The sequence below is a fragment of the Agrococcus beijingensis genome, assembly GCF_030758955.1.
Classification (GTDB): Bacteria; Actinomycetota; Actinomycetes; order Actinomycetales; family Microbacteriaceae; genus Agrococcus; species Agrococcus beijingensis.
The window spans coordinates 1,219,758-1,240,561 of sequence record NZ_CP132360.1; the positions used below are offsets into that span (position 1 = coordinate 1,219,758).

Genomic DNA, 20,804 nt, shown 5'->3' on the forward strand with positions numbered 1-20,804 from the left:
AGGGCGGCGAGGTGCTCGGGCGAGGCGAGGGCTGCCTGCGCGGAGCGGGTGGTGCCGCCGCTCACGCGCACGACGCACCGGCCGCGGGCGTCGAGCGGGATCGACGCGGCCTCGGGGCTGCCGGTGACCGCGACCGCGTCGGGCTCGTCGGTGACGCGCAGCGAGATGCGGATGCCGCAGTTGGCCAGCAGCGCATCGCGCACCGCCTCGGCGGGCCGCTGGGTGCAGAGCACCAGGTGCACGCCGAGCGACCTGCCACGTGCGGCGAGGTCGACGAACAGCCGGTGCAGGTCGGGCAGCTCCTGCAGCATCGCGGCGAACTCGTCGACCACGATGACCAGCCTGGCGAGGCCATCGGCCTCCTCGATCGACCGCGCGCCCTGCTCGGCCAGTGCGCGCTCGCGGCGGCGCAGCTCGGCGCGCAGGCTCTCGATCGCGCGGCGCGCGCCGGCCTCGTCGAGGTCGGTCATGACGCCCACGACGTGCGCGAGCCCGGTGAGCGCCGCGAAGGAGGCGCCGCCCTTGAAGTCGACGAGCAGGAACGTCACCTCGTCGGTGGAGCGCCCGGCGGCCATCGCCGCGACCCACCCGATGAGCAGCTCGCTCTTGCCCGAGCCGGTCGTGCCGCCGACCACCGCGTGCGGCCCGTCGCGCACGAGGTCGAGCTCGATCGGCTCCTCGCCGGCCAGGAAGACCGCCGCGAGCCCACCCCGCCCGGCGGGCAGCGCGGCGAGGTCGACGTGCGACGGCAGCGCGCCGGCACGGGTGATCCCCGCGTGCTGCGCGGCGCGGGCGAGCGTCTCGATCGCCGCGAGCGCCTCCGGCTCGCTGAGGGCGGCCGGCGCGCACGAGCGCCCCGCGACGCTCGCCCGATCGAGCGCGGCGCGCACGACCACGCGGCACTCGCGCGGCAGCGCGGCGGGCTCGACGGCGACCGCGATCGTCGCCTCGACGCCGTCGCCGACGATGCGCACCGCGCTGCCCGGCTCGCGGTGCAGCGGATGCGGCAGCTCCCGCAGCCAGTCCCAGGCCGGCCCGTCGGGCGCGATCACCTCGGCGCCATCGGGCGCCACCGCATCCATCGCCTGCACCACCGCGGCCCGGGCGAGCGCGAGCGCGATCGGCAGCGGCCCGACGAAGCCGAGGCCGTCGCGGGCGTCGACGACCACCGGCCCCTCGAGCACGGCGGCGAAGGAGCGCAGCCGCTCGGCCTCGTCGGCGGCGCCCAGCCGCCGCACCGCCGGGTCGGTCGCGGGCACCGCGCCGTCGACCGAGATGCCGGAGGGCAGCGAGCCCGTGCCCAGCATCACCGGCACGGGGGCGCCCGCCTCACGGCGCCAGCGATGCGGGTCGTGGGGCGGGCTGGCGGCGACCCCGCGGGGGCCAGGGTGCGCCTGCCGCAGCTGCGCGCGGCGCTCGTCGAGCGCGCGATCGACGCGCGTCGCCACCTCGGCGATCTCCACCCTCCAGCGCTCGGCCTCGCGACGCTGCCGCCGACGCCGCACGCGGCGGCCGTCGCCGAGGCTCGCAAGCGCGATCACCGGCCCCAGCAGCGCGAACACCAGCACGGTCGGGGTCTGCAGCAGCAGGAACATCGCACCGGCGCCCAGCACCGGGGCGAGGCTCGCGAGCAGCGGGAACGACGCGGGCTCGGGCTCGGCAGGCGGTCGGGGCAGGTCGATGCGGATCTGCGTGCGAGTCTCCATGCGGGCAGGATGCGCGACCCAGCCCGGTCGCGCCGGCGCTGGCGCGACGGCTGTGGAGAGCGGCGAGCCCGGCTCCGCGCGCGGCGAGCCCGGCTCCGCGCGCCAGCTCCGGCGCCGGGCTCGGCTACCGCCGCGCGAACGAGGCCGGGTTGAGCCTCGCGAGCAGCGCCCGCAGGCGTCCCTCGCCCTCGTCGCGCTCGGCGAGCACGCGGTCGCTGAGCGCCCATGCGGTCGCGATGTCGATCTCGGTCGGCTCCGCGGGCGCGAACACCGCGCGATCGACGCGGTGGGCCAGGTCGCGCATCGGCGCCTGATCGCCCGCCTGCTCGACGCGGGTGCCGCCCTCGAGCAGCGTCGTGCCGCGGTCGCGCAGGCCGTCGACGACCTCCGCCCACGCGCCCTCCGCCTGATCGCGCGGCGCCTCGGCCTGTCGGCGCCGCCGCCGGCGCACGACCTTCGCGACCACCAGCGCGACCGGCAGCGCGGCGACCAGCCCGAGCAGCCCCACGACCGCCGAGAGCGCGCCGAGCAGCTGCAGCAGCCGCGAGCCGTCGTCGTCCGCCTCCTGCGGTGCGCTGGGCGCCGCGGGCTCGAAGCCCTGCTCCTGCCCACCGGGCGCAGGGGCGGGCGCCTGCAGGGCGGGCGGCTCCTCGACCACCGTCGGCGCGCCCTGCTCCTGCTCGGGCACCGGTCGCTCCTCGGGCACCACGTCGATGCCCACCCAGCCGGCCGTCGTGCGCACCTCCAGCCACGCATCCGCATCGGCGCCCACGACCGCGGTCGGCTGCCCCGTCGCGATCGTGTCGGGCGTGAAGCCCACGGCGACGCGCGAGTCGAAGCCGAGCTGACGGGCGAGCAGCATCGCGGCGGTGGCGTACTGCTCGGCGTCGCCGATCATCGGCTCGCTGAAGAGCTCCTCGAGCCGCTCGAGCGAGTGCCCGGGCCGCGACGCCGCCTCCTCGTCGAGCACCCCGTGGCTGACGTAGCCGTCGGCGCGCAGCCCGGCGAGCAGCGCCGAGAGCCGCTCGCCGGGGGTGGCGGCGTCGCCCGTCCAGGCGGCGAGGGCGGCGAGCATCGCGTCGGGCAGCTCGCGCGTGTCCTGCACCGGGTCGGCCGGCGCGAGCGCCTCGACCGCCTCGGCCGGCACGACCGGCACACCGGGCTCGACCCGCAGCTGGTAGCCGTCGCCGGCGCCGAGGCCGGCGAGCACCAGCATGATGCCGAGCTCGCTGTCGCGGTGCAGGTCGGCCGCGAGCTCGGCAGAGCGGTCGCCCACGAACCGCACCGCCGACGGCACGCCCACGCTCGGCAGCCACGGCGAGCGCAGCTCGCCCACGGTGATGCCGATCAGCCGCCCCTGCCCAGCCTCGGCGCTCGCGACCCGCTCGAAGGCGGCCCGGTCGATGCTCAGCACCTCGCCGTCGTAGCGGTCGAGGGCGGCGATGCGGATGCGGTCCCCCGGCTCGAGGCCGGTGGCCGTCAGCTGGCGGGCGGTGCGGCTCTCGGGCGCCCAGTAGCTGCGGTACGCGGCCATCGGCGAGGCGCCGCTGAGCGCCAGCGAGGCGGGCGTGCCGTCGCGCAGCACGACGCGGTCCGGGAGCGGCGCCGCCGCTCCCGCAGCACCGGCGGCGATCGCGGCGACCGCGGCGACCGCGACGCCGGCGCGTCGCGCGCCTCGCGGGCCGCGCGCTCCTGCGCGGCCGCAGCCGAGGCCGCGGCGACCGCGCGCGCGACGTGCCGCTCGATCGCCGACTCGATCGCGGCCAGCGCCGCCTCGTCGACCTCGCCGTCGACCTCGCCGTCCTCCGCGAGCTCGATCGTGCCCTCGGCCGACGCCTCGCCGCCCTCGTGCTCGCCGTCGCGCAGCGACCGCGCGGCATCGGCGGCGCGGGCGCCCCGCTCGTCGCGCACGCGCTCCAGCGACTCCCGCTCGGCGGCGACCGCCTTCGCGTCGGCCAGCAGCAGCTCGCGCAGCCGCCGCATGCTGCCGGTGCCGAACAGCCGCTCGAGCAGCGCCTTGCGCTCCTCGCTCGTGGCGGCGAGGAACTCCGCGAAGCCGCCCTGGGCGAGCAGGATCACCTTCAGGAACTCGTCCTTGCGCAGCCCCAGCAGGCTGCCCACCTCGGTGCCGACCTCGGCGACGCTGCTCGAGAGCAGCCGCCAGCCGTCGCCGCTGCGCTCCTCGAGCGTCGCCGAGGCACGCTCGCGCGTGAGGCCGGTGCCGCGCTGCTTCGGTCGGTCGTACTCCGGCGAGCGCCGCACCCGCAGCACGCGGTCGCCGACGGCCAGCTCGAGCTCGACCCAGGTCAGGTCGGTCGGCCCCGCCAGGTCGCTGCGCACGTGCGGCGCCCCGTCGTAGCGGGGCGCGCTGCCGTACAGCGCGTAGGTGATGGCGTCGAGGATCGTCGACTTGCCGGCGCCCGTGGGCCCTGCGATCAGGTAGAGCCCGTCGGCCTCGAACGAGGCGAAGTCGATCTCGAAGCGCTCCCGGTAGGGCCCGAACCCGGCGAGCTCGAGCCGCAGCAGCCTCACTGCGCCGCCTCGGCCGCCGCGGCGCGCGCCAGCCCGTCGCGCACGAGCGCAGCCTCGGCCTCGCTCGCGCCGACGCCGGCGCGCACGTGGCGCAGGAAGTCGTCGACCACCTCGGCATCGCTGCGCCGGGCGAGCCGGGCCCGCAGCTCGATCGCCGGCGCGTCGTCGCCGCCCAGCCATTGCACCTCAGCCGCGTGCGGCCACCGGCGCTGCAGCCGCCGCATCGCGTCGAGCGGCCGCAGCCGGTCGGTCAGCCTCGCCCGCAGCCATGCGCCCTCGGTGCCGGCGAGCGATGCGTCGTCGAGCAGCGCGTCGAGCTCGCCCTCGATCGTGACGAGCGGCCTCGGCACGGGCAGGTCGACCCACGCGACATCGGCCAGCCCCGCCGCGTCGAGGTCGACGAGCCAGCCGCCGCGCAGCGGCGAGCGCTCCTTGAACGAGTAGTGCAGCGGGGCGCCCGAGTAGCGCACCGAGCGCGAGAGCTCCTGCCGGGAGTGCAGGTGGCCGAGCGCGACGTAGTCGACCCCGTCGAAGCGCGACAGCGGCACGACGTCGAGCCCGCCGGCGGTGATGTCGCGCGGGGCGTCGTCGGCGGGCTCGGCGACGCCCGCCGCGAAGCAGTGCGCGAGCACCACCGAGCGCGCCGGAGCGTGCGCGAGCGACGCGCGCACCGCATCCATCGCCCAGCCCATCGCGTCGGCCTGGCTCGCGATGCCCGCCTCGGGCAGCGACGAGCGCAGCGACACCGGCTCGAGGTAGGGCACGGCGAACACGTGCACCGGGCCGTGCTCGTCGGCCAGCTCGATGCGCCACGAGTCGGGCTCGAGCGCCCTGGTGCTCAGGTGCAGGCCGCCGGCGCGGGCGAAGCCGGCGTTCGCCCCCAACCGCGCCGCCGAGTCGTGGTTGCCGCTCGACAGCACGATCTCGGCGCCCGCGGAGCGGATCTCCTGCAGCGCCCGCGTCAGCGCCTCGACGTGCCGACCGGAGGGCATCGCGGCGTCGTAGACGTCGCCCGCGACGAGCACGGCATCGACCGCGTGCTCGCGCACGATCCGCGCGATCGCGCCCAGCGCATCCGCCAGCGCGTCGAGCGTGTCGGCGCCGTGGAACGTGCGCCCGACATGCCAGTCGGAGGTGTGGAGCAGCCGCATGGCTCCACGCTACGGGCGGCCACCCACGCACGGCGGAGGCGTGCCGCGCCGGTAGGGTGGAAGCAGCCCCTGACCATGCCTCGAGAGGGACTGCACCGCGTGCTGCTCACTGTGACGACCCTCGCCGTCCTCGGCGTCGTCGCCAGCGCGCTCAGCAGCCGCATGGGGCGGTTCGTCTTCCTGCTGCCGGCGGCGGCGAGCCTCGGTGCGGCCGTCTGGTTCGGGGCGCAGGGGCCGCTCGTGCAGGCCGGCACGGTGCTGCAGGAGCGCGTCGAGTGGATGCCCGCGCTCGGCATCGCGTTCGACCTGCGGCTGGGCGCGCTCCAGTGGCTGCTGGCGATGGTCGTGCTCGGCATCGGCGGGCTGATCTTCGTCTACTGCGCGTGGTACTTCGAGTCGCGCAGGCTGGCCTCGCGCACCGTCGGCCTGCTCACCGGCTTCGCCGCGTCGATGCTGCTGCTCGTGCTCGCCGACGACCTCATCGTGCTGATGGTCGGCTGGGAGCTCACGACCGTCTTCAGCTACCTGCTCGTCGGCCTGAACCACCGCTCGGCGAGCAACCGCCGGGCGGCCCAGACGGCGCTCATCGTCACCACGGTCGGCGGCCTGACCATGCTCGTCGGCATCATGCTGCTCGAGTCGCAGACCGGCACCTTCTCGCTCGCCGCGACGCTCGCCGACCCGCCCGAGGGCGTCATGGCCGGCTGGGCCGCCGCCTGCATGGTCGTGGGCGCGCTGTCGAAGTCGGCGATCGTGCCGTTCCAGTTCTGGCTGCCGGGCGCGATGGCGGCGCCCACGCCGGTGTCGGCCTTCCTGCACGCCGCCGCCATGGTCAAGGCCGGCGTCTTCCTCATCGCCGCGCTCAGCCCGGCGTTCGCCGAGCTGCCCTGGTGGCGCTGGGCGCTCGTCGGCCTCGGCATCGCGACGATGCTGCTCGGCGCGGTGCGGGCGCTGCGCCAGCTCGACATCAAGGTGCTGCTCGCGCACGGCACCGTCAGCCAGCTCGGCCTGCTGATCACCGTCATCGGCATGGGCACGCAGGCGTCGATGCAGGCGGGCCTCGCGCTGCTCGCGGCGCACGCGACCTTCAAGGCGGCGCTGTTCATGGTGGTCGGCGCCGTCGACCGCTCCACCGGCACCCGCGATCTGCGCGAGCTCGGCGGACTGGTGAGGCGGATGCCGCTGGCCGCCTTCTCGGCCATCGTCGCGGCCGCGTCGATGGCCGGCATCCCACCGACGCTCGGCTTCCTCGCCAAGGAGGCGGCGCTCGCCGCCGCGGTGGACGACGCGGCCGGGCCGCTCGGCGCGCTCAGCTGGGTCGCCTTCGCCGGCATCGCGATCGGCGCCGCGCTCACCGTCGCCTACTCGCTGCGCTTCGTGGTCGGCATCTTCTTCGGGCCGCTGACGGTGCAGCTCAAGCGGCGCTCGCGGATGCTCGTGGCGGCGCCGGTGCTGCTCGGCGTCGCGTCGATCGTGCTGGGCTTCGCGGGCGACAGCATCTCCGCGCTGCTCCAGCCGCACGTGGCGATCATGGAGGCGGGGGAGGAGGCGCCGGACCTGGCGCTCTGGCACGGCATCACCCTCCCGCTCATCGCCTCGATCCTCGCGTGGCTCGCGGGCACCGCGATCCACCTGGCCATGGGCGGGCGGCGGCGCGCGCCCCACGGCGAGGATCCGTTCGAGCGCGGCTACCACGCGAGCATGCGCGGTCTCGACCGCCTCGCTGTCGAGGTGACCTCGCGCATCCAGACCGGTTCGCTGCCGCTCCACGTGACCACCATCCTGCTCGCGGTCGTGTCGGGGCCCGGCACGGCACTGCTGCTCTCGAGCGCGCTGTCGGCCGACGTGCGCCTGTTCGACTCGTGGGGTCAGCTGGGCGCGGCCGTGCTGATCTCGGTCGCGGCGGTGCTGGTCACCACCACCCGCGGCCGGCTGAAGGCCTTCATGCTCGTGTCGGTCGTCGGTTACGGGGTGGCGCTGCTGTTCCTGCTGCACGGCGCCCCCGACCTGGCGCTCACGCAGGTGCTCGCCGAGACCGTCTTCCTGGTGATCCTCGTGCTCGTGCTGCGGCGCCTGCCGAAGTACTTCACCGACCGGCCGCTGCGAGCCGCCCGCTGGCTGCGCATGCTGCTGGGCACCGCGGTCGGCACGTTCGCGGCGGTCGCCTCGCTCGCGGCGCTCCAGGCCCGCACCGCCGAGCCCATCTCGAACGGCTTCTACGAATGGGCGTTCCAGTTCGGGCACGGCGAGAACATCGTCAACGTCACGCTCGTCGACATCCGCGCCTGGGACACGCTCGGCGAGGTGTCGGTGCTGCTCGCCGCAGCCACCGGCGTCGCGAGCCTCATCTTCGTGCGCCGCCCGGTCGCCGGCAGCGGCGTGCTCGCGCCGCGCGACGGCCAGCCGACCCGCCGCACGTGGCTGCGCGGGGCGTTCACCGACGAGGCGATGGCATCGCCGGTGCTCGAGATGATGACCCGGCTGCTCTTCCCGATCATGATGCTGGTGTCGGTCTACCTGCTCGCGGTGGGCCACAACGAGCCCGGCGGCGGCTTCGCCGGCGGCCTGGTCGCGGGCGTGGCGCTCGCGGTGCGCTACCTCGCCGGCGGCCGCGACGAGCTGCTCGACGCGATGCCGTTCGACGCCGGCAAGCTGCTCGGCGGCGGCATGGCGGTGGTCGTGCTCAGCGTCATCTGGCCCGTGCTCATCGGCGGCCGCATCGGCGAGTCGTACTCCATCGAGTGGACGGTGCCGCTGCTGGGCGACCAGAAGCTCGTCACCACGCTCTTCTTCGACATCGGCGTCTGGCTCATCGTCATCGGCGCCATGCTCGACTTCGTCCGATCCCTGGGAGCCGGCATCGACCTCCACGGCGAGCAGAACGTCGCCCCCCGCCCGCAGTGGCGCTCCGACCGCTCGCTGCCGGGCAAGGAGGTGCGGCGATGACCCCCACGCTCATCCTGGCCATCGCCGGCGGCGTGCTGATCGCGACCGGCGTCTACCTGCTGCTCGAGCGCAGCCTCATGCGCATCCTGGCGGGGGTCATGCTCGCCGGCAACGGCGTGAACCTGCTGTTCATGGTCGCGAGCGGCCCGGCGGGCCTCGCGCCCATCGTCGGCAACCCCGAGAGCGAGATCAGCGACCCGCTGCCGCAGGCGATGGTGATCACGGCCATCGTCATCTCGCTCGCGACCGGCGCGTTCCTGCTCGCGATGTCCTACCGGTCCTTCCAGCTCGAAGGCCATGACGAGGTCGCCGACGACGTCGAGGACGCCATCGTGCGCCGTCGCGCCGAGGCCGACCTCTCGAGCGAGGCCTACGTCGAGCTCACTCCGGAGGTCCAGCCCGACACCGAGTCCGGCGGCCGGTCGGAGGAGCAGCGCTGATGGACTTCTCCAACCTCGTGCCCGTGCCCGTGCTGCTGCCGCTGCTCGGCGCCGGCATCACGCTCGTGCTCGCCCGCCACCCCAAGTGGCAGCGGATCGTCTCGGGCTCCACGCTCGGGCTCGTCGCAGCCTTCGCGCTCATCCTCTGCCTCGCCGCCGATGCGCAGGGCCCGATCGTGCTCTGGGTCGGTGCGTGGCCAGACGGGCTGGGCATCGTGCTCGTCGCCGACCGCCTCTCGGCGCTGCTGGTGCTCGTCTCCAGCATCGTCACGGCCTTGGTCGTCATCTTCCCCTCGCGCCGCGACATCGCCGACAGCGCCGACGGGGCGCCGGTCTCGGTGTTCCATCCGACGTTCCTGGTGCTGACGGCCGGCGTCGCGAACGCGTTCCTGGCCGGCGACCTCTTCAACCTCTTCGTCGGCTTCGAGATGCTGCTGTTCTCGTCGTACGTGCTCATCATGCTGGGTGCCACCAAGGAGCGCGTGCGCGCCGGCAGCACCTACGTGATCGTCAGCGTCGTCTCGTCGACGCTCTTCCTGCTGGCGCTGTCGATCGTCTACGGCGCCACCGGCACGGTGAGCTTCGCGCAGCTGCCCGAGCGGCTCGCCGAGCTCGATCCCGGCATGCAGCTGACGATCCAGCTGCTGCTGCTCGTGGTGTTCGGCATCAAGGCGGCGGTGTTCCCGCTGCAGGCCTGGCTGCCCGACTCCTACCCGACGGCGCCGGCGAGCGTCACCGCGGTCTTCGCCGGGCTGCTCACGAAGGTCGGCGTCTTCGCGATCATCCGGCTGCAGACGCTTCTGTTCCCCGAGAGCCCGCTCACCGACCTGCTGCTGGTGGTCGCGATCCTCACGATGGTGCTCGGCATCCTCGGCGCGCTGGCGCAGGGCGAGATCAAGCGTCTGCTGTCGTTCACGCTCGTCAGCCACATCGGCTACATGCTGCTCGGCATCGCGCTCGGCACCGAGCAGGGCCTGGCGGGCGCGATCTTCTACATCGTCCACCACATCCTCGTGCAGACGGCGCTGTTCATCGTCGTGGGCCTCATCGAGCGCGTCGGCGGCTCGACGAGCCTCGCGCGGCTCGGCGGTCTCGCCTCGGTGCCGCTGCTGGCGGTGCTCTACCTGCTGCCGGCGCTCAACCTGGGCGGCATCCCGCCGCTGTCGGGCTTCCTCGGCAAGGTGGCACTGATGGATGCGGCGCTCGAGACGGGCACGCCGCTCGCGGTGCTCTCGGTGGTCGCAGGCGTCGCGACCAGCCTCCTGACCCTGATCGCCGTCATCCGCGTCTGGCAGCGCGCCTTCTGGCAGGACCGCGGCGAGGACGACGAACGCGTGCACTCGCTGCGCGTGCTGCCCCGCATCTGGGTCGTCGCGGCGTCGACGCTCGTCGCCATCACCGTGGCCCTCACGGCCCTCGCCGGCCCGTTGACCGACTACGCCCAGCGCGCATCCGTCGACATCATGGGCGGCGCATACCAGATCGCCGTCGAGGAGGCCATGCCGTGATGCAGCGCCCCGCCCTCCGCGCCCGCGCCTCGGTGGTCGCCACGATCGGCCTCGCCCTCATCTGGATGATGCTCTGGGGCGAGCTCTCGCTCGGCGCCGCGCTCTGGGGCGTGATCGTCGCGCTGCTCATCCAGATCGCGTTCCCGCTGCCCGAGGTGCCCGAGCTCGAGTCGTTCCGGCCGATCGGCTTCCTGCGGCTGGTGCTGGTGACGCTGTGGGGCCTGCTCATCTCGTCGTTCCAGGTCGCCGCGCAGGTGGTCGCGTTCTGGCGGCCGACGCGCAACGCGATCATCCGCGTCGAGCTGCGCAGCGACTCGACGTTCATCACCGTCATCACCGCAGAGCTGGTGACGCTCGTGCCCGGCTCGGTGGCGATCGACGCCGGCGCCGGCTGGCTGCTCGTGCACGTGTTCGACGCCTCGACCGACGCGGCGATCGACAGCGCGCGGGCGAAGGTCCGCGCGACCGAGGCGACCGTGCTGCGCGCCTTCGGCACCCCCGAGGACCGTGCGCTGCTGGAGGTGGACTGATGGAGGTCGTGCTGTTCATCGCCGGCGCGATGCTCGTGGCGGCTGCGGCGCTCACCCTGGTCCGCATCGTGCGCGGACCCGGCCCGAGCGACCGCGTGGTCGCCACCGACGTGCTCATCACGACGGTCGCCGGCGGGCTCGCGGTGGAGGCGGCCATCAACGACCACCACTACACGATCCCGGTGATCCTGGTGATCTCGCTGCTGGCCTTCGCGGGCACCGTCTCGATGGCGCGCTTCGTCGCCGGCCGCGAGGGCGTGGTCGGGCGCGGCCCGACCGCGCGCGACCGCCAGCGCGGGCTCGAGGGCGACGGCCCGGCCGAGGGGGATGGCGCATGACGCTCGAAGCCGTGCTCGACGTGGTCGGCGCGATCCTGATCCTGATCGGTGCGTCCTTCACGCTCACCGCCGCGATCGGCCTCGTGCGGCTGCCCGACGTGCTCAACCGCATGCACGCGGCGTCGAAGCCGCAGTCGCTGGGCTTCCTGCTGCTGTGCCTGGGGCTCGCCTTCGTGCTGCGCGAGGGCAGCGCGACCGCGATGCTCGCCGTCGCCGCCGGGCTGCAGCTCGTGACGGCGCCGGTCGCCACCCAGATGATGGCCAAGGCCGCGCACCGCACCAAGCAGTACCGCGCCGACCTGGTGGTCGACGACGCCGACCGAGAGGCGGATGCGGACGGTCGCGATGAGGACGACGCGACCCGATAGGATCGGGTCAGAAACGCACAGCCGGCCGCTGCACGCCCGTGTGGGAGAGCCCCTCCGGGGGCACCGAAGGAGCAAGCCTCCCCGCCAATCTCTCAGGTCCTCGAACCACACGGGAAGGCCACACTGGAGCGACCGGCTGCCGGTCGCGACTGTGGGGGAGTCCAGATCTCAGGAGGACTCATGACCGCATCGGGCTCATCGCAGCCGGCTTCGCCGCTGCTCGCGGTGCACGAGGCTGCCGGGGCGCAGCTGATCGACTTCGCGGGGTGGCAGATGCCCGTGCGCTACGGCTCCGACCTCGCCGAGCACCAGGCCGTGCGCGAGCGCGCGGGCCTGTTCGACCTCAGCCACATGGCCGAGCTGCGCGTCAGCGGAGCGCAGGCCGGCGAGTTCCTCGACCACGCGCTCGCCGGGCGCCTGTCGACCATCGAGCTGTGGCAGGCGAAGTACTCGCTGCTGCTGGCCGAGCACGGCGGCATCATCGACGACCTGATCGTCTACCGCGTGGCCGACGCCGAGTTCCTCGTCGTCGCGAACGCCTCGAACCGCCACGCGGCGCTCGAGGCGCTCACCGCCCGCATCGCGGCGTTCGACGCGACGATCGTCGACGAGACCGAGCAGACCGCGCTGGTCGCCGTGCAGGGCCCGTTCGCCGCGGCCATCGTCGAGTCGATCGGCCTCGAGTCGGAGCCGCTCGACGGCCTGCGCTACTACCGCAGCCTCCCCGCGGTCTTCGAGGGCGAGGACGTGCTGCTCGCCCGCACCGGCTACACCGGCGAGGACGGCTTCGAGCTCTACATCGCCGCGCACGCCGCAGAAGACCTGTGGCGCGCGATCACCATCGCCGGCGAGTCGCACGGCCTGGCGCTGTGCGGCCTGGCCGCCCGCGACACCCTGCGCCTCGAGGCGGGCATGCCGCTCTACGGCAACGAGCTCTCGCTCGACGTGCTGCCCGCCCAGGTGGGGCTCGGCCGCGTCGTCGCGCTGAAGACCAAGGGCGACTTCGTGGGCCGCGCCGCCATCGAGGCCGGCCCCGCCGAGGGCGCCCCGGTGCTCGTCGGGCTCGTCGCCGAGGGACGCCGCGCGCCCCGCTCCGGCTACCCCGTGCTCGACGGCGACCGCGTCGTCGGCACCATCACCAGCGGCGCGCTGTCGCCGACGCTCGGCCATCCCATCGCGATGGCGCTCGTCGAGCCCGGCTCCGCCGACTCCGACTCCCTGAAGGTCGACGTCCGCGGCACGCAGCTGCCCGCGACGGCCACCGACCTGCCGTTCTACAAGCGAGAGGCATGACCATGAGCGACACCCAGTACACCGCCGACCACGAGTGGGTCCGCGTCGAGGGCGACCTCGCCACGATCGGCATCACCGACTTCGCGCAGAACGCCCTCGGCGACGTCGTGTTCGTCGACCTGCCCGGCATCGGCCGCTCGTTCGCCGCCGGCGAGGCGCTCGGCGAGATCGAGTCGACGAAGTCGGTCGGCGAGCTCATCGCCCCCGCGGCCGGCGAGGTCGTCGAGGTCAACGACGAGGTCGCGGGCGACCCGACGCTCGTGAACTCCGCGGCCGAGGGCGCCGGCTGGCTCATCAAGGTGCGCTTCTCCGAGCAGCCCGAGCTGCTCGACGAGGCCGCCTACCGAGAGCTCACCGCCTGATGCGCCCGTTCGTCGACCGCCACATCGGCACCGATGCGGCGGCGCAGGAGCGCATGCTCTCGCTCGTCGGCTTCGACTCGCTCGAGTCGCTCATGGACGCGGCCGTGCCGGCCGGCATCCGCACCGCCGGAGCGCCGATCGGCGAGGCCGCGACCGAGACGCAGGCGCTCGCCGAGCTGCGCGGGCTCGCCGCGCGCAACCGCGTGCGCCACAGCGCGATCGGCCTCGGCTACCACGGCACCGTGACGCCGCCGGTGATCAAGCGCGTGATCCTCGAGAACCCCTCCTGGTACACGGCGTACACGCCCTACCAGCCCGAGATCAGCCAGGGCCGGCTCGAGGCGCTCATCAACTTCCAGACGATGGTCGCCGACCTGACGGGCCTCGACATCGCGAACGCATCGATGCTCGACGAGGGCACCGCGGTCGTCGAGTCGATGCTGCTCGCCCGGCGCGCCTCGAAGTCGGCGTCGTCGGTCTTCGTCGTCGACACCGACCTGCTGCCGCAGTCGAAGGCGCTGCTGCGCCACCGCGCGCACGCCACCGGCATCGAGCTCGTCGAGCTGCCGCTGGCCGAGACCGACGCGGCCGACCTCCCTGCGTCGTTCGGTGTCATCGCCCAGCTGCCGGGCGCATCCGGCCTCGTCTGGGACGCCACCGCGATCTTCGCCGCCTCGACCGCGATGGGCGGCGTGCCCGTCGCCGCGGCCGACCTGCTGTCGCTCGCGATCATCGAGGCGCCCGGCCACCAGGGCGCGCGCATCGCCGTCGGCTCGTCGCAGCGCTTCGGCGTGCCGATGGGCTTCGGCGGCCCGCACGCCGGCTTCATGGCCGTCGCCGAGTCGCTCACGCGCCAGATGCCCGGCCGCCTCGTGGGCGTCTCGCAGGATGCCGAGGGCTACCCCGCCTACCGGCTGACGCTGCAGACCCGCGAGCAGCACATCCGCCGCGAGAAGGCGACCAGCAACATCTGCACCGCGCAGGTGCTGCTGGCCGTCATGGCGTCGATGTACGGCGTGTACCACGGGCCCGACGGCATCACGGCGATCGCCGAGAGCGTCCACCGCGTGGCGACGCGCTTCGCGCGGGCCGCTGCCGACGCGGGCATCGAGCTCGTCCACGAGTCGTTCTTCGACACGGTGCGGATGCGGGTGCCCGGCCGGGCGCGCGAGCTGCAGTCCCGCGCGGGTGACGCAGGCATCCTGGTGCACGCGGTCGACGACGACGTGCTGCACGTCGCGTTCGACGAGACCTGGGCAGAGCTGGGCACCGGCGTGCTGCTCGACGTGCTGCTGCCGGCGCTCGGGCTCGGCAGCGCCCCGGAGGAGGCGGAGCGCGCCATCCCCGCGGCGCTCGTGCGCGAGAGCCCGTTCATGACGCACGAGGTCTTCTCGGCGCACCGCTCCGAGACGCAGCTGATGCGCTACGCGAAGCGGCTCGCCGACCGCGACTACGCGCTCGACCGGGGCATGATCCCGCTCGGCTCGTGCACGATGAAGCTGAACGCGGCGGCCGAGATGGAGGCCATCACCTGGCCCGAGTTCACGCAGCTGCACCCCTACGGCCCGATCGAGGATGCCGAGGGCTCGCTCGCGCTCATCGACCAGCTGGGCGAGTGGCTGGCGGGCATCACCGGCTACGACACCGTCTCGCTGCAGCCGAACGCCGGCGCGCAGGGCGAGCTCGCGGGACTCATGGCGATCCGCGGCTACCACGACTCGCGCGGCGACCAGCACCGCGACGTGGTGCTCATCCCGGCCTCGGCGCACGGCACCAACGCGGCGAGCGCCGTGCTGGCGGGCATGCGCGTCGTGGTCGTGGCGACGAGCGAGAACGGCGACGTCGACGTGGCCGACCTCGAGGCCAAGATCGGCACCCACGCGGGCCAGCTGGCGGCGCTCATGGTCACCTATCCGTCGACGCACGGCGTCTACGAGTCCGAGATCCGACGCGTCACCGACCTGGTGCACGAGGCGGGCGGCCAGGTCTACATCGACGGCGCCAACCTCAACGCCCTGCTCGGCCACGCCACCTTCGGCGACATGGGCGGCGACGTCTCGCACCTCAACCTGCACAAGACCTTCTGCATCCCGCACGGCGGCGGCGGCCCGGGCGTCGGCCCGGTCGCGGCGAAGGCGCACCTCGCGGCCTTCCTGCCGCGCGACCCGCGCGACCAGTCGCAGGTGATCGACGGCGTGCGCATCGGCGCGAACCCGATCTCGGCCGCCCCGTGGGGCTCGGCGTCGATCCTGCCGATCTCGTGGGCCTACGTGCGCATGATGGGGCAGGACGGCCTGACGAAGGCGACGGCGAGCGCGGTGCTGGCGGCGAACTACATCGCCTTCCGCCTGCGCGACCACTTCCCGGTGCTCTACACCGGCGAGCACGGCCTCGTGGCGCACGAGTGCATCCTCGACCTGCGGCCGCTGAAGGAGACGACGGGCGTCTCGAACGACGACGTCGCGAAGCGCCTGGTCGACTACGGCTTCCACGCGCCGACCATGTCGTTCCCCGTCGCCGGCACGCTGATGGTCGAGCCGACGGAGTCGGAGGATCTGGTGGAGATCGACCGCTTCGTCGACGCGATGATCGCCATCAAGGCCGAGGCCGACGCGGTCGGCCGCGGCGAGGTGCCGCTCGAGCAGAGCGCGCTGCGCCGGGCCCCGCACACGCCCGGCTCGATCGTGCACGGCGAGTGGGACCGCCCCTACTCCCGCGAGCACGCGGTCTTCCCCGTGCCCGGCGTCGAGCGGGCCAAGTACTGGCCGCCGGTCGCGCGCGTCGACCAGGCCTACGGCGACCGCAACATCGTGTGCAGCTGCCCGCCGGTGGAGGCCTTCGCCTGATGCCCCTGGCAGCTCGCCGCTCGAGCGCACCGATCGCCGCGAGAGCCGTCACCACGACGGCGATCGCGGCGATCGCGGCGATGCTGCTCTCGGCTTGCGGCGGCCCGGAGTTCACGCCTCGCCTGCAGGCCGGCACGAGCGTCGAGGTCGCGTGGAGCGGCGAGCTGACCGACGGCAACGCCGCGAGCACGACGGGCGCGACCGAGGGCAACCGCGACGTCGCCGCCATGACGCGCGGCGCCTTCGCGGTGATCGACGCCGACAGCGAGCACCGCGAGGACCCGTCGTTCGGGGTCGCGTCGATCGTCGAGGGCACCGGACCGACGGGGTCCCGGGCGACGGGCTCCGACTTCACCGTGCGCTACGACCTCGCCGACCACGTGCGCTGGAGCGACGGGGTGCCGCTCGACGGCGCCGACCTGATGCTCGCGTGGGCCGCGAGCTCGAACGCCCTCTCGACGCCGGACCTCGACGTCGCCGCCCTGCGCGGCGCCGACGGCCGGCTCGACCTCGCCGAGACCGAGGTCTGGTTCGACGTGGCGGATGCGGGGGGCATGGTCCACGCGGAGGACCGGCCCGTGCGCGACGACTGGGCGCGCTCGATCGAGGTGCCGTTCGCGCAGCCCGTGCCCGACTGGCGCACGGCGCTCGAGGTGGCGGTGCCCGCGCACGTCGTGGGCCGCGCCGCGTTCGGCGTCGACGACCCGATGGAGGCGAAGCAGCGGGTGCTCGACGCGATCGACCGCGCAGACCCCACCGCGCTCGCTCCGCTCGCCGAGGCGTGGAGCACGGCGCTGCGCATCGACGCCGCGTCACCCGATCCCGCCGCGCTGCTCTCGAGCGGCCCGTACCGCGTCGAGTCGATCCGCGACGGCCGCCTCGAGCTCGTCGCCAACGCCGACTACGTCGGCGCGCAGGGCGCGGGCGTCGAGCGCATCGCGCTGCGGGACGTCGCCGACCAGGCCGCGGCGCTCGCCGGCGTCGTGGCGGGCGAGATCGACGTGGCGACCGTGCGCCCGACCGACGCCGACGCCGACGCGATCCGCGACCTCGACCGCGGCGGCAGCACGCTGCTCGACGACGGCGACGGCACCCGCTGGGAGCTCGTGGTGCGCGCCGATCGCGCGCCGCTGCAGTCGGTCGAGGCGCGCCGCTCGCTCTTCCACGCCATCGACCGCCGCGGCCTCGCCGAGGCGGCGCTGGGGGAGCGGGGCGCCGAGACCACCTCGGCCGACTCGGTGCTGTTCCGCCCGGGCACGCGCATCTACGACTACGCGCTCGAGGACGCCGGCTTCCCGCAGGCGTTCGGCGGCGCCGACGACGAGCTCGCGAACGCCGAGCGCGCCTCGATGGGCATCCCCGCGGGCACGCCCCTGTGCGTGCGCTACGACCGGGCGGATGCGTTCGCCTCCGCCGCGCTGCCCGCGCTGGCCGCGCAGGCGGCGCTCGCCGGCTGGGCCGTGCAGGACTGCGGCGTCGACGACCTCGCCGCCGGCCTCGCCCAGCCCGACTGGAACGTCGTGCTGCAGCGGGTGCCCGCGCCCGCCGACACCGCGGCCGTGGTCGAGCGCTGGCGCGACGGCGGCGTCGCCGCCCGCACGGGCCCCGAGCGCGAGGTGCTCCTCGACGAGGCGCTCAGCACCGGCGACCCCGACGCCCTCGAGGAGACGCTGCTCGAGATCGAGGCCTCCCTCGTGGCCGACGCCCTCGTGCTGCCGATCGTCGAGCCGTCGGCGCTCACCGTGAGCGCGCCCGGAGTGCAGGGAGTGGCACCCAGGCCGGGCAGCGCATCCCTCACCTGGAACGCCTGGGAGTGGGGCGTCGAGGCCGCGCCGACGCCCTAGCCCGGCTCAGCCGCCGAACAGCGCCGGGAACGTCGCGTACGCCCAGGGGTAGCCTGCGAAGACCGCGACGTCGATGAGCGTGTGCGCGACGATGAGCGGCACGAGCCTGCCGGTGCGGGCGTAGAGCCAGCCGAAGAGCAGGCCCATCGCGAAGTTGCCGATCATGGCGGGCACCCCCTGGTAGAGGTGGTACGCGCCGCGCAGCGCCGCAGTGGCGACGATGATGGGCCACTCGCCCCAGCCGAGACGGCGCAGCCGCGCGAAGAGGTAGCCGACGACGATGACCTCCTCGGTCAGGCCCGCCCGCAGCGCCGAGAGCAGCAGCACCGGCACCGTGAACCAGTCCGCGTCGAGCGGGGAGGGCACGACGTTGACCGTGAGCCCCAGCGAGCGGCCGAGCAGGTAGAGCGCGAGGCCCGGGATGCCGATGACGAGCACGAGCGCCACGCCCGACAGGCCGTCCTTCACGGGTCTCGCCGCATCGATGCCGAGCGCCCCGAGGTGCGGGCGGCGCGAGCGCCACAGCAGCCAGCACACCAGCGCCACCGGCACCAGGTCGAGGGTGATGCCGGTGAGCTGGTAGGCCAGGTCGAGCCACGCCCGGTCGGAGCGCGTCGGGTTGAGCGCGACCGACTGCTCGCCGATCGGCTCGGGCCGCGTCGACACGTCGACGAACTGCAGCACCGACCACAGCGCGCTCGCGCCGAGCGAGAGCAGCAGCACGATCGCCAGCTCCCACCAGAGCCGTCGCTGCGTGGGCACCGGGGGGCGGATGGGCTGGGTCACGCCTCCAGGGTACGGCCGCGATTCCGCGCGTCCGGTCGGGCGCTGCCGCACGACTGTTGCGCTTGGATCGATCCGCGCGCGCCTGATCACGGTTGTGCACCGAGTTGGTAACGATCCGGTGTCCTAGGGCTCGGGCCGCTCGCGCCGGCCCTACAGTGGCACTCATCCAGAGCACTGCGGCTGTCTGGCCGCGCGCTCACCTTGCACAGGAGGAACATTGAGGATCAAGCGATTCGCTGCGGGCGGCGTGCTGCTCGCGACGGGCGCGCTCGTCCTCTCCGCTTGCACGCCTACTCAGGCGCCAGGAGCGGAGATCGTCGAGGGCACGTCCATCACTGTCGCGTGGAACCAGCCGTTCTACTCGGCCAACGGCAACACGTCGTTCGGCAACGCGACTGCGAACAACAACATCAACTACATGACGTACGGCGGGTTCTGGTACTACGACAACACCCCCGAGCTGCAGCGCGACGAGTCGTTCGGCACGTACGAGCTGGTCTCCGAGGAGCCGCTCCAGGTGCAGTACACGATGAACGAGGCGGCGCAGTGGAGCGATGAGGTTCCCGTCGACGCCGCCGACCTGATGCTGGGCTGGGCTGCCATCTCCGGTGCGTTCAACACGGCCGACTTCGACGCCACCGAGTTCCAGGACCCGGAGACCGGCGCGTTCACGACCGAGTTCCCCGAGGGCACCGTCTACTTCGACTCGGGCGCCACGCCCGACTCGGGCCTCGGCCTCGTGCGCGACACGCCTGAGGTCAACGAGGACGGCCGCGGCGTGCTCATGACGTACTCCGACTTCTACGTCGACTGGGAGCTGGCGTTCAACGGCGGTCTGCCCGCCCACGTGATCGCGCAGCGCGCGCTCGGCATCGAAGACCCGATGGAGGCCAAGCAGGCCGTCCTCGACGCGATCCAGAACGAGGACCTCGAGGTCATCGGTCAGCTCGCCGCCGAGTGGAACACGGGCTTCAACTTCACCGAGATGCCGTCCGACACGTCGGTGCTCACGGCCAACGGCCCGTACATGATCAGCGACTTCGTCGCCGACCAGTTCATCACGCTGCAGGCCAACGAGAACTACGTGGGCGACCACCAGCCGCAGGTCGAGACGATCACCGTGCGCTTCATCACCGACGCCATGGCTGCGGTGACCGCGCTCCAGAACGGTGACGTCGACGTCATCCAGCCGCAGGCCACGCCTGACGTCCGCGCCGCCCTCGAGGCGACCGAGGGCATCACGGTCAACTTCGGCGAGGGTGCGACGTACGAGCACGTCGACCTGCAGTTCGACCAGTCGAAGAACCCCGGCGTCTTCTCGACGCTCGAGGCTCGCCAGTCGTTCCTGATGACGATCCCGCGCCAGGAGATCATCGACCGCCTCATCGTCCCGCTGAACCCGGAGGCCACGGTCCGCAACTCGGCCGTCTTCGTCCCGGGCGCTGAGGGCTACGACGAGTCGGTGGAGAACTCCGGCATCCTCGACACGTACTCCGAGGTCGACATCGAGCAGGCCACGGCGCTGCGCGAGCAGGCCGGTCTTGCCGAGGGCACCGAGGCCTGCCTCCTGTTCGCCTCGACCAACCCGCGTCGCGTCTCCGAGTACGAGCTCATCCGCGAGTCGGCCGCACAGGCCGGCTGGTCGGTGACCGACTGCTCGTCGCCCGAGTGGGGCGGCCTCCTCGGCGCTCCGGGTGTCTACGACGCCTCGCTGTTCGGCTGGCAGTCGACGTCGCTCGGCGTCGCCTCGGTCGGTCCGAACTTCGAGACCGGCGGCATCAACAACCTCTCCTACTACTCCAACCCGGAGATGGACGAGGTCGTCAAGGAGCTGAACGTCACGGTCGACGCCGAGCGTCAGCTCGAGCTCCTGAAGGACATCGACCGCATCCTCGTCGAGGACGCGTTCGGCATCACCATCTTCCAGTTCCCGGAGGTGACGGCCTTCTCGGACCGCATCTCGGGTGTCGACTCGTCGCCGCTCGCGCCGACGATCTTCTGGAACGTGTGGGACTGGACGCCGACCGAGACCAACGTCTCGGGCAGCTGATAGGCCAGATCGCCTAGGGGCGCATCCACTGCTAGTGTGATGTGGCTTTCAGGCAGAGAGGCGCCGGACCACCTGGCCCGGCGCCTCTCGCATGAACTCATCCG

The 20,804-nt window shown here is 73.5% G+C and carries 16 protein-coding genes and 1 riboswitch; of the genes, 11 read left to right on the plus strand and 5 right to left on the minus strand.

The window, feature by feature from the left end; all coding sequences use genetic code 11:
* The 4 genes from Q9250_RS05850 to Q9250_RS05865 all read right to left on the minus strand — a co-directional run.
* Positions 1-1,706, minus strand: a 1,706-nt coding sequence (locus tag Q9250_RS05850; RefSeq protein ID WP_306233647.1) for an FtsK/SpoIIIE domain-containing protein, incomplete at its 3' end; no start/stop codon positions are given.
* A 124-nt stretch (positions 1,707-1,830) separates the two neighbouring features.
* Entirely contained in the window at positions 1,831-3,291 is a 1,461-nt protein-coding gene (locus tag Q9250_RS05855) for a transglutaminase-like domain-containing protein (protein WP_306233648.1), read from the minus strand.
* Positions 3,186-4,238 (minus strand): AAA family ATPase, encoded by a 1,053-nt coding sequence (locus tag Q9250_RS05860; RefSeq protein WP_306233649.1) that lies wholly within the window; start codon positions 4,236-4,238, stop codon positions 3,186-3,188. The genes Q9250_RS05855 and Q9250_RS05860 overlap by 106 nt, the downstream gene beginning before the upstream one ends.
* Positions 4,235-5,389, minus strand: coding sequence for an exonuclease SbcCD subunit D (locus Q9250_RS05865; protein ID WP_306233650.1), 1,155 nt, complete (start codon positions 5,387-5,389; stop codon positions 4,235-4,237). The genes Q9250_RS05860 and Q9250_RS05865 overlap by 4 nt, the downstream gene beginning before the upstream one ends.
* A gap of 75 nt (positions 5,390-5,464) precedes the next feature.
* Between Q9250_RS05865 and Q9250_RS05870 the strand changes: the two genes are divergently transcribed.
* From Q9250_RS05870 to Q9250_RS05915, 10 genes are all read left to right on the plus strand, one after another.
* On the plus strand, positions 5,465-8,335 hold the full coding sequence (locus Q9250_RS05870) for a Na+/H+ antiporter subunit A (RefSeq protein WP_306233651.1): 2,871 nt from the start codon (positions 5,465-5,467) through the stop codon (positions 8,333-8,335).
* Positions 8,332-8,775, plus strand: coding sequence for a Na(+)/H(+) antiporter subunit C (locus Q9250_RS05875; protein ID WP_306233652.1), 444 nt, complete (start codon positions 8,332-8,334; stop codon positions 8,773-8,775). Before Q9250_RS05870 ends, Q9250_RS05875 begins: the two co-directional genes overlap by 4 nt.
* The gene (locus Q9250_RS05880) at positions 8,775-10,283 is read left to right on the plus strand and encodes a Na+/H+ antiporter subunit D (protein ID WP_306233653.1); all 1,509 of its coding nucleotides are present in this window, start codon (positions 8,775-8,777) and stop codon (positions 10,281-10,283) included. Before Q9250_RS05875 ends, Q9250_RS05880 begins: the two co-directional genes overlap by 1 nt.
* Positions 10,283-10,813 (plus strand): Na+/H+ antiporter subunit E, encoded by a 531-nt coding sequence (locus Q9250_RS05885; RefSeq protein WP_306233928.1) that lies wholly within the window; start codon positions 10,283-10,285, stop codon positions 10,811-10,813. The genes Q9250_RS05880 and Q9250_RS05885 overlap by 1 nt, the downstream gene beginning before the upstream one ends.
* Positions 10,813-11,151 carry an MrpF/PhaF family protein gene (locus Q9250_RS05890; protein WP_306233654.1) on the plus strand — a complete coding sequence of 113 codons (339 nt, stop codon included), beginning with the start codon at positions 10,813-10,815 and terminating at the stop codon, positions 11,149-11,151. The genes Q9250_RS05885 and Q9250_RS05890 overlap by 1 nt, the downstream gene beginning before the upstream one ends.
* Entirely contained in the window at positions 11,148-11,519 is a 372-nt protein-coding gene (gene mnhG / locus Q9250_RS05895) for a monovalent cation/H(+) antiporter subunit G (protein WP_306233655.1), read from the plus strand. The genes Q9250_RS05890 and mnhG overlap by 4 nt, the downstream gene beginning before the upstream one ends.
* A 31-nt stretch (positions 11,520-11,550) precedes the next feature.
* Positions 11,551-11,637, plus strand: a riboswitch (glycine riboswitch).
* 62 nt (positions 11,638-11,699) lie between these two features.
* Complete coding sequence (gcvT, locus tag Q9250_RS05900) at positions 11,700-12,812, plus strand: glycine cleavage system aminomethyltransferase GcvT (RefSeq protein WP_306233656.1); 1,113 nt, start codon at positions 11,700-11,702, stop codon at positions 12,810-12,812.
* Positions 12,813-12,814: 2 nt separating this feature from the next.
* Complete coding sequence (gene gcvH / locus Q9250_RS05905) at positions 12,815-13,174, plus strand: glycine cleavage system protein GcvH (RefSeq protein WP_422665081.1); 360 nt, start codon at positions 12,815-12,817, stop codon at positions 13,172-13,174.
* Positions 13,174-16,020, plus strand: a complete 2,847-nt coding sequence (gcvP, locus tag Q9250_RS05910) for an aminomethyl-transferring glycine dehydrogenase (protein ID WP_306233658.1) — start codon at positions 13,174-13,176, stop codon at positions 16,018-16,020. Before gcvH ends, gcvP begins: the two co-directional genes overlap by 1 nt.
* A complete protein-coding gene (locus tag Q9250_RS05915; RefSeq protein ID WP_306233659.1) occupies positions 16,020-17,864 on the plus strand; it encodes an ABC transporter substrate-binding protein in 1,845 nt (614 codons plus the stop codon). Before gcvP ends, Q9250_RS05915 begins: the two co-directional genes overlap by 1 nt.
* A gap of 6 nt (positions 17,865-17,870) precedes the next feature.
* Here the strand turns inward: Q9250_RS05915 and Q9250_RS05920 are convergent, their stop codons facing one another.
* Entirely contained in the window at positions 17,871-18,650 is a 780-nt protein-coding gene (locus Q9250_RS05920; protein ID WP_306233660.1) for a CPBP family intramembrane glutamic endopeptidase, read from the minus strand.
* Positions 18,651-18,867: 217 nt separating this feature from the next.
* Between Q9250_RS05920 and Q9250_RS05925 the strand changes: the two genes are divergently transcribed.
* Positions 18,868-20,700 (plus strand): ABC transporter family substrate-binding protein, encoded by a 1,833-nt coding sequence (locus Q9250_RS05925; RefSeq protein ID WP_306233661.1) that lies wholly within the window; start codon positions 18,868-18,870, stop codon positions 20,698-20,700.
* Positions 20,701-20,804: the final 104 nt, after the last annotated feature.

What these genes read in the sequence shown, in the direction of transcription:
- Q9250_RS05865 (WP_306233650.1), bottom strand. Translation starts at nt 5,389, where the DNA reads ATGCGGCTGCTCCACACCTCCGACTGGCATGTCGGGCGCACGTTCCAC.
- Q9250_RS05870 (WP_306233651.1), top strand. Translation starts at nt 5,465, where the DNA reads ATGCCTCGAGAGGGACTGCACCGCGTGCTGCTCACTGTGACGACCCTC.
- Q9250_RS05875 (WP_306233652.1), top strand. Translation starts at nt 8,332, where the DNA reads ATGACCCCCACGCTCATCCTGGCCATCGCCGGCGGCGTGCTGATCGCG.
- Q9250_RS05880 (WP_306233653.1), top strand. Translation starts at nt 8,775, where the DNA reads ATGGACTTCTCCAACCTCGTGCCCGTGCCCGTGCTGCTGCCGCTGCTC.
- Q9250_RS05885 (WP_306233928.1), top strand. Translation starts at nt 10,283, where the DNA reads ATGCAGCGCCCCGCCCTCCGCGCCCGCGCCTCGGTGGTCGCCACGATC.
- Q9250_RS05890 (WP_306233654.1), top strand. Translation starts at nt 10,813, where the DNA reads ATGGAGGTCGTGCTGTTCATCGCCGGCGCGATGCTCGTGGCGGCTGCG.
- mnhG (WP_306233655.1), top strand. Translation starts at nt 11,148, where the DNA reads ATGACGCTCGAAGCCGTGCTCGACGTGGTCGGCGCGATCCTGATCCTG.
- gcvT (WP_306233656.1), top strand. Translation starts at nt 11,700, where the DNA reads ATGACCGCATCGGGCTCATCGCAGCCGGCTTCGCCGCTGCTCGCGGTG.
- gcvH (WP_422665081.1), top strand. Translation starts at nt 12,815, where the DNA reads ATGAGCGACACCCAGTACACCGCCGACCACGAGTGGGTCCGCGTCGAG.
- gcvP (WP_306233658.1), top strand. Translation starts at nt 13,174, where the DNA reads ATGCGCCCGTTCGTCGACCGCCACATCGGCACCGATGCGGCGGCGCAG.
- Q9250_RS05915 (WP_306233659.1), top strand. Translation starts at nt 16,020, where the DNA reads ATGCCCCTGGCAGCTCGCCGCTCGAGCGCACCGATCGCCGCGAGAGCC.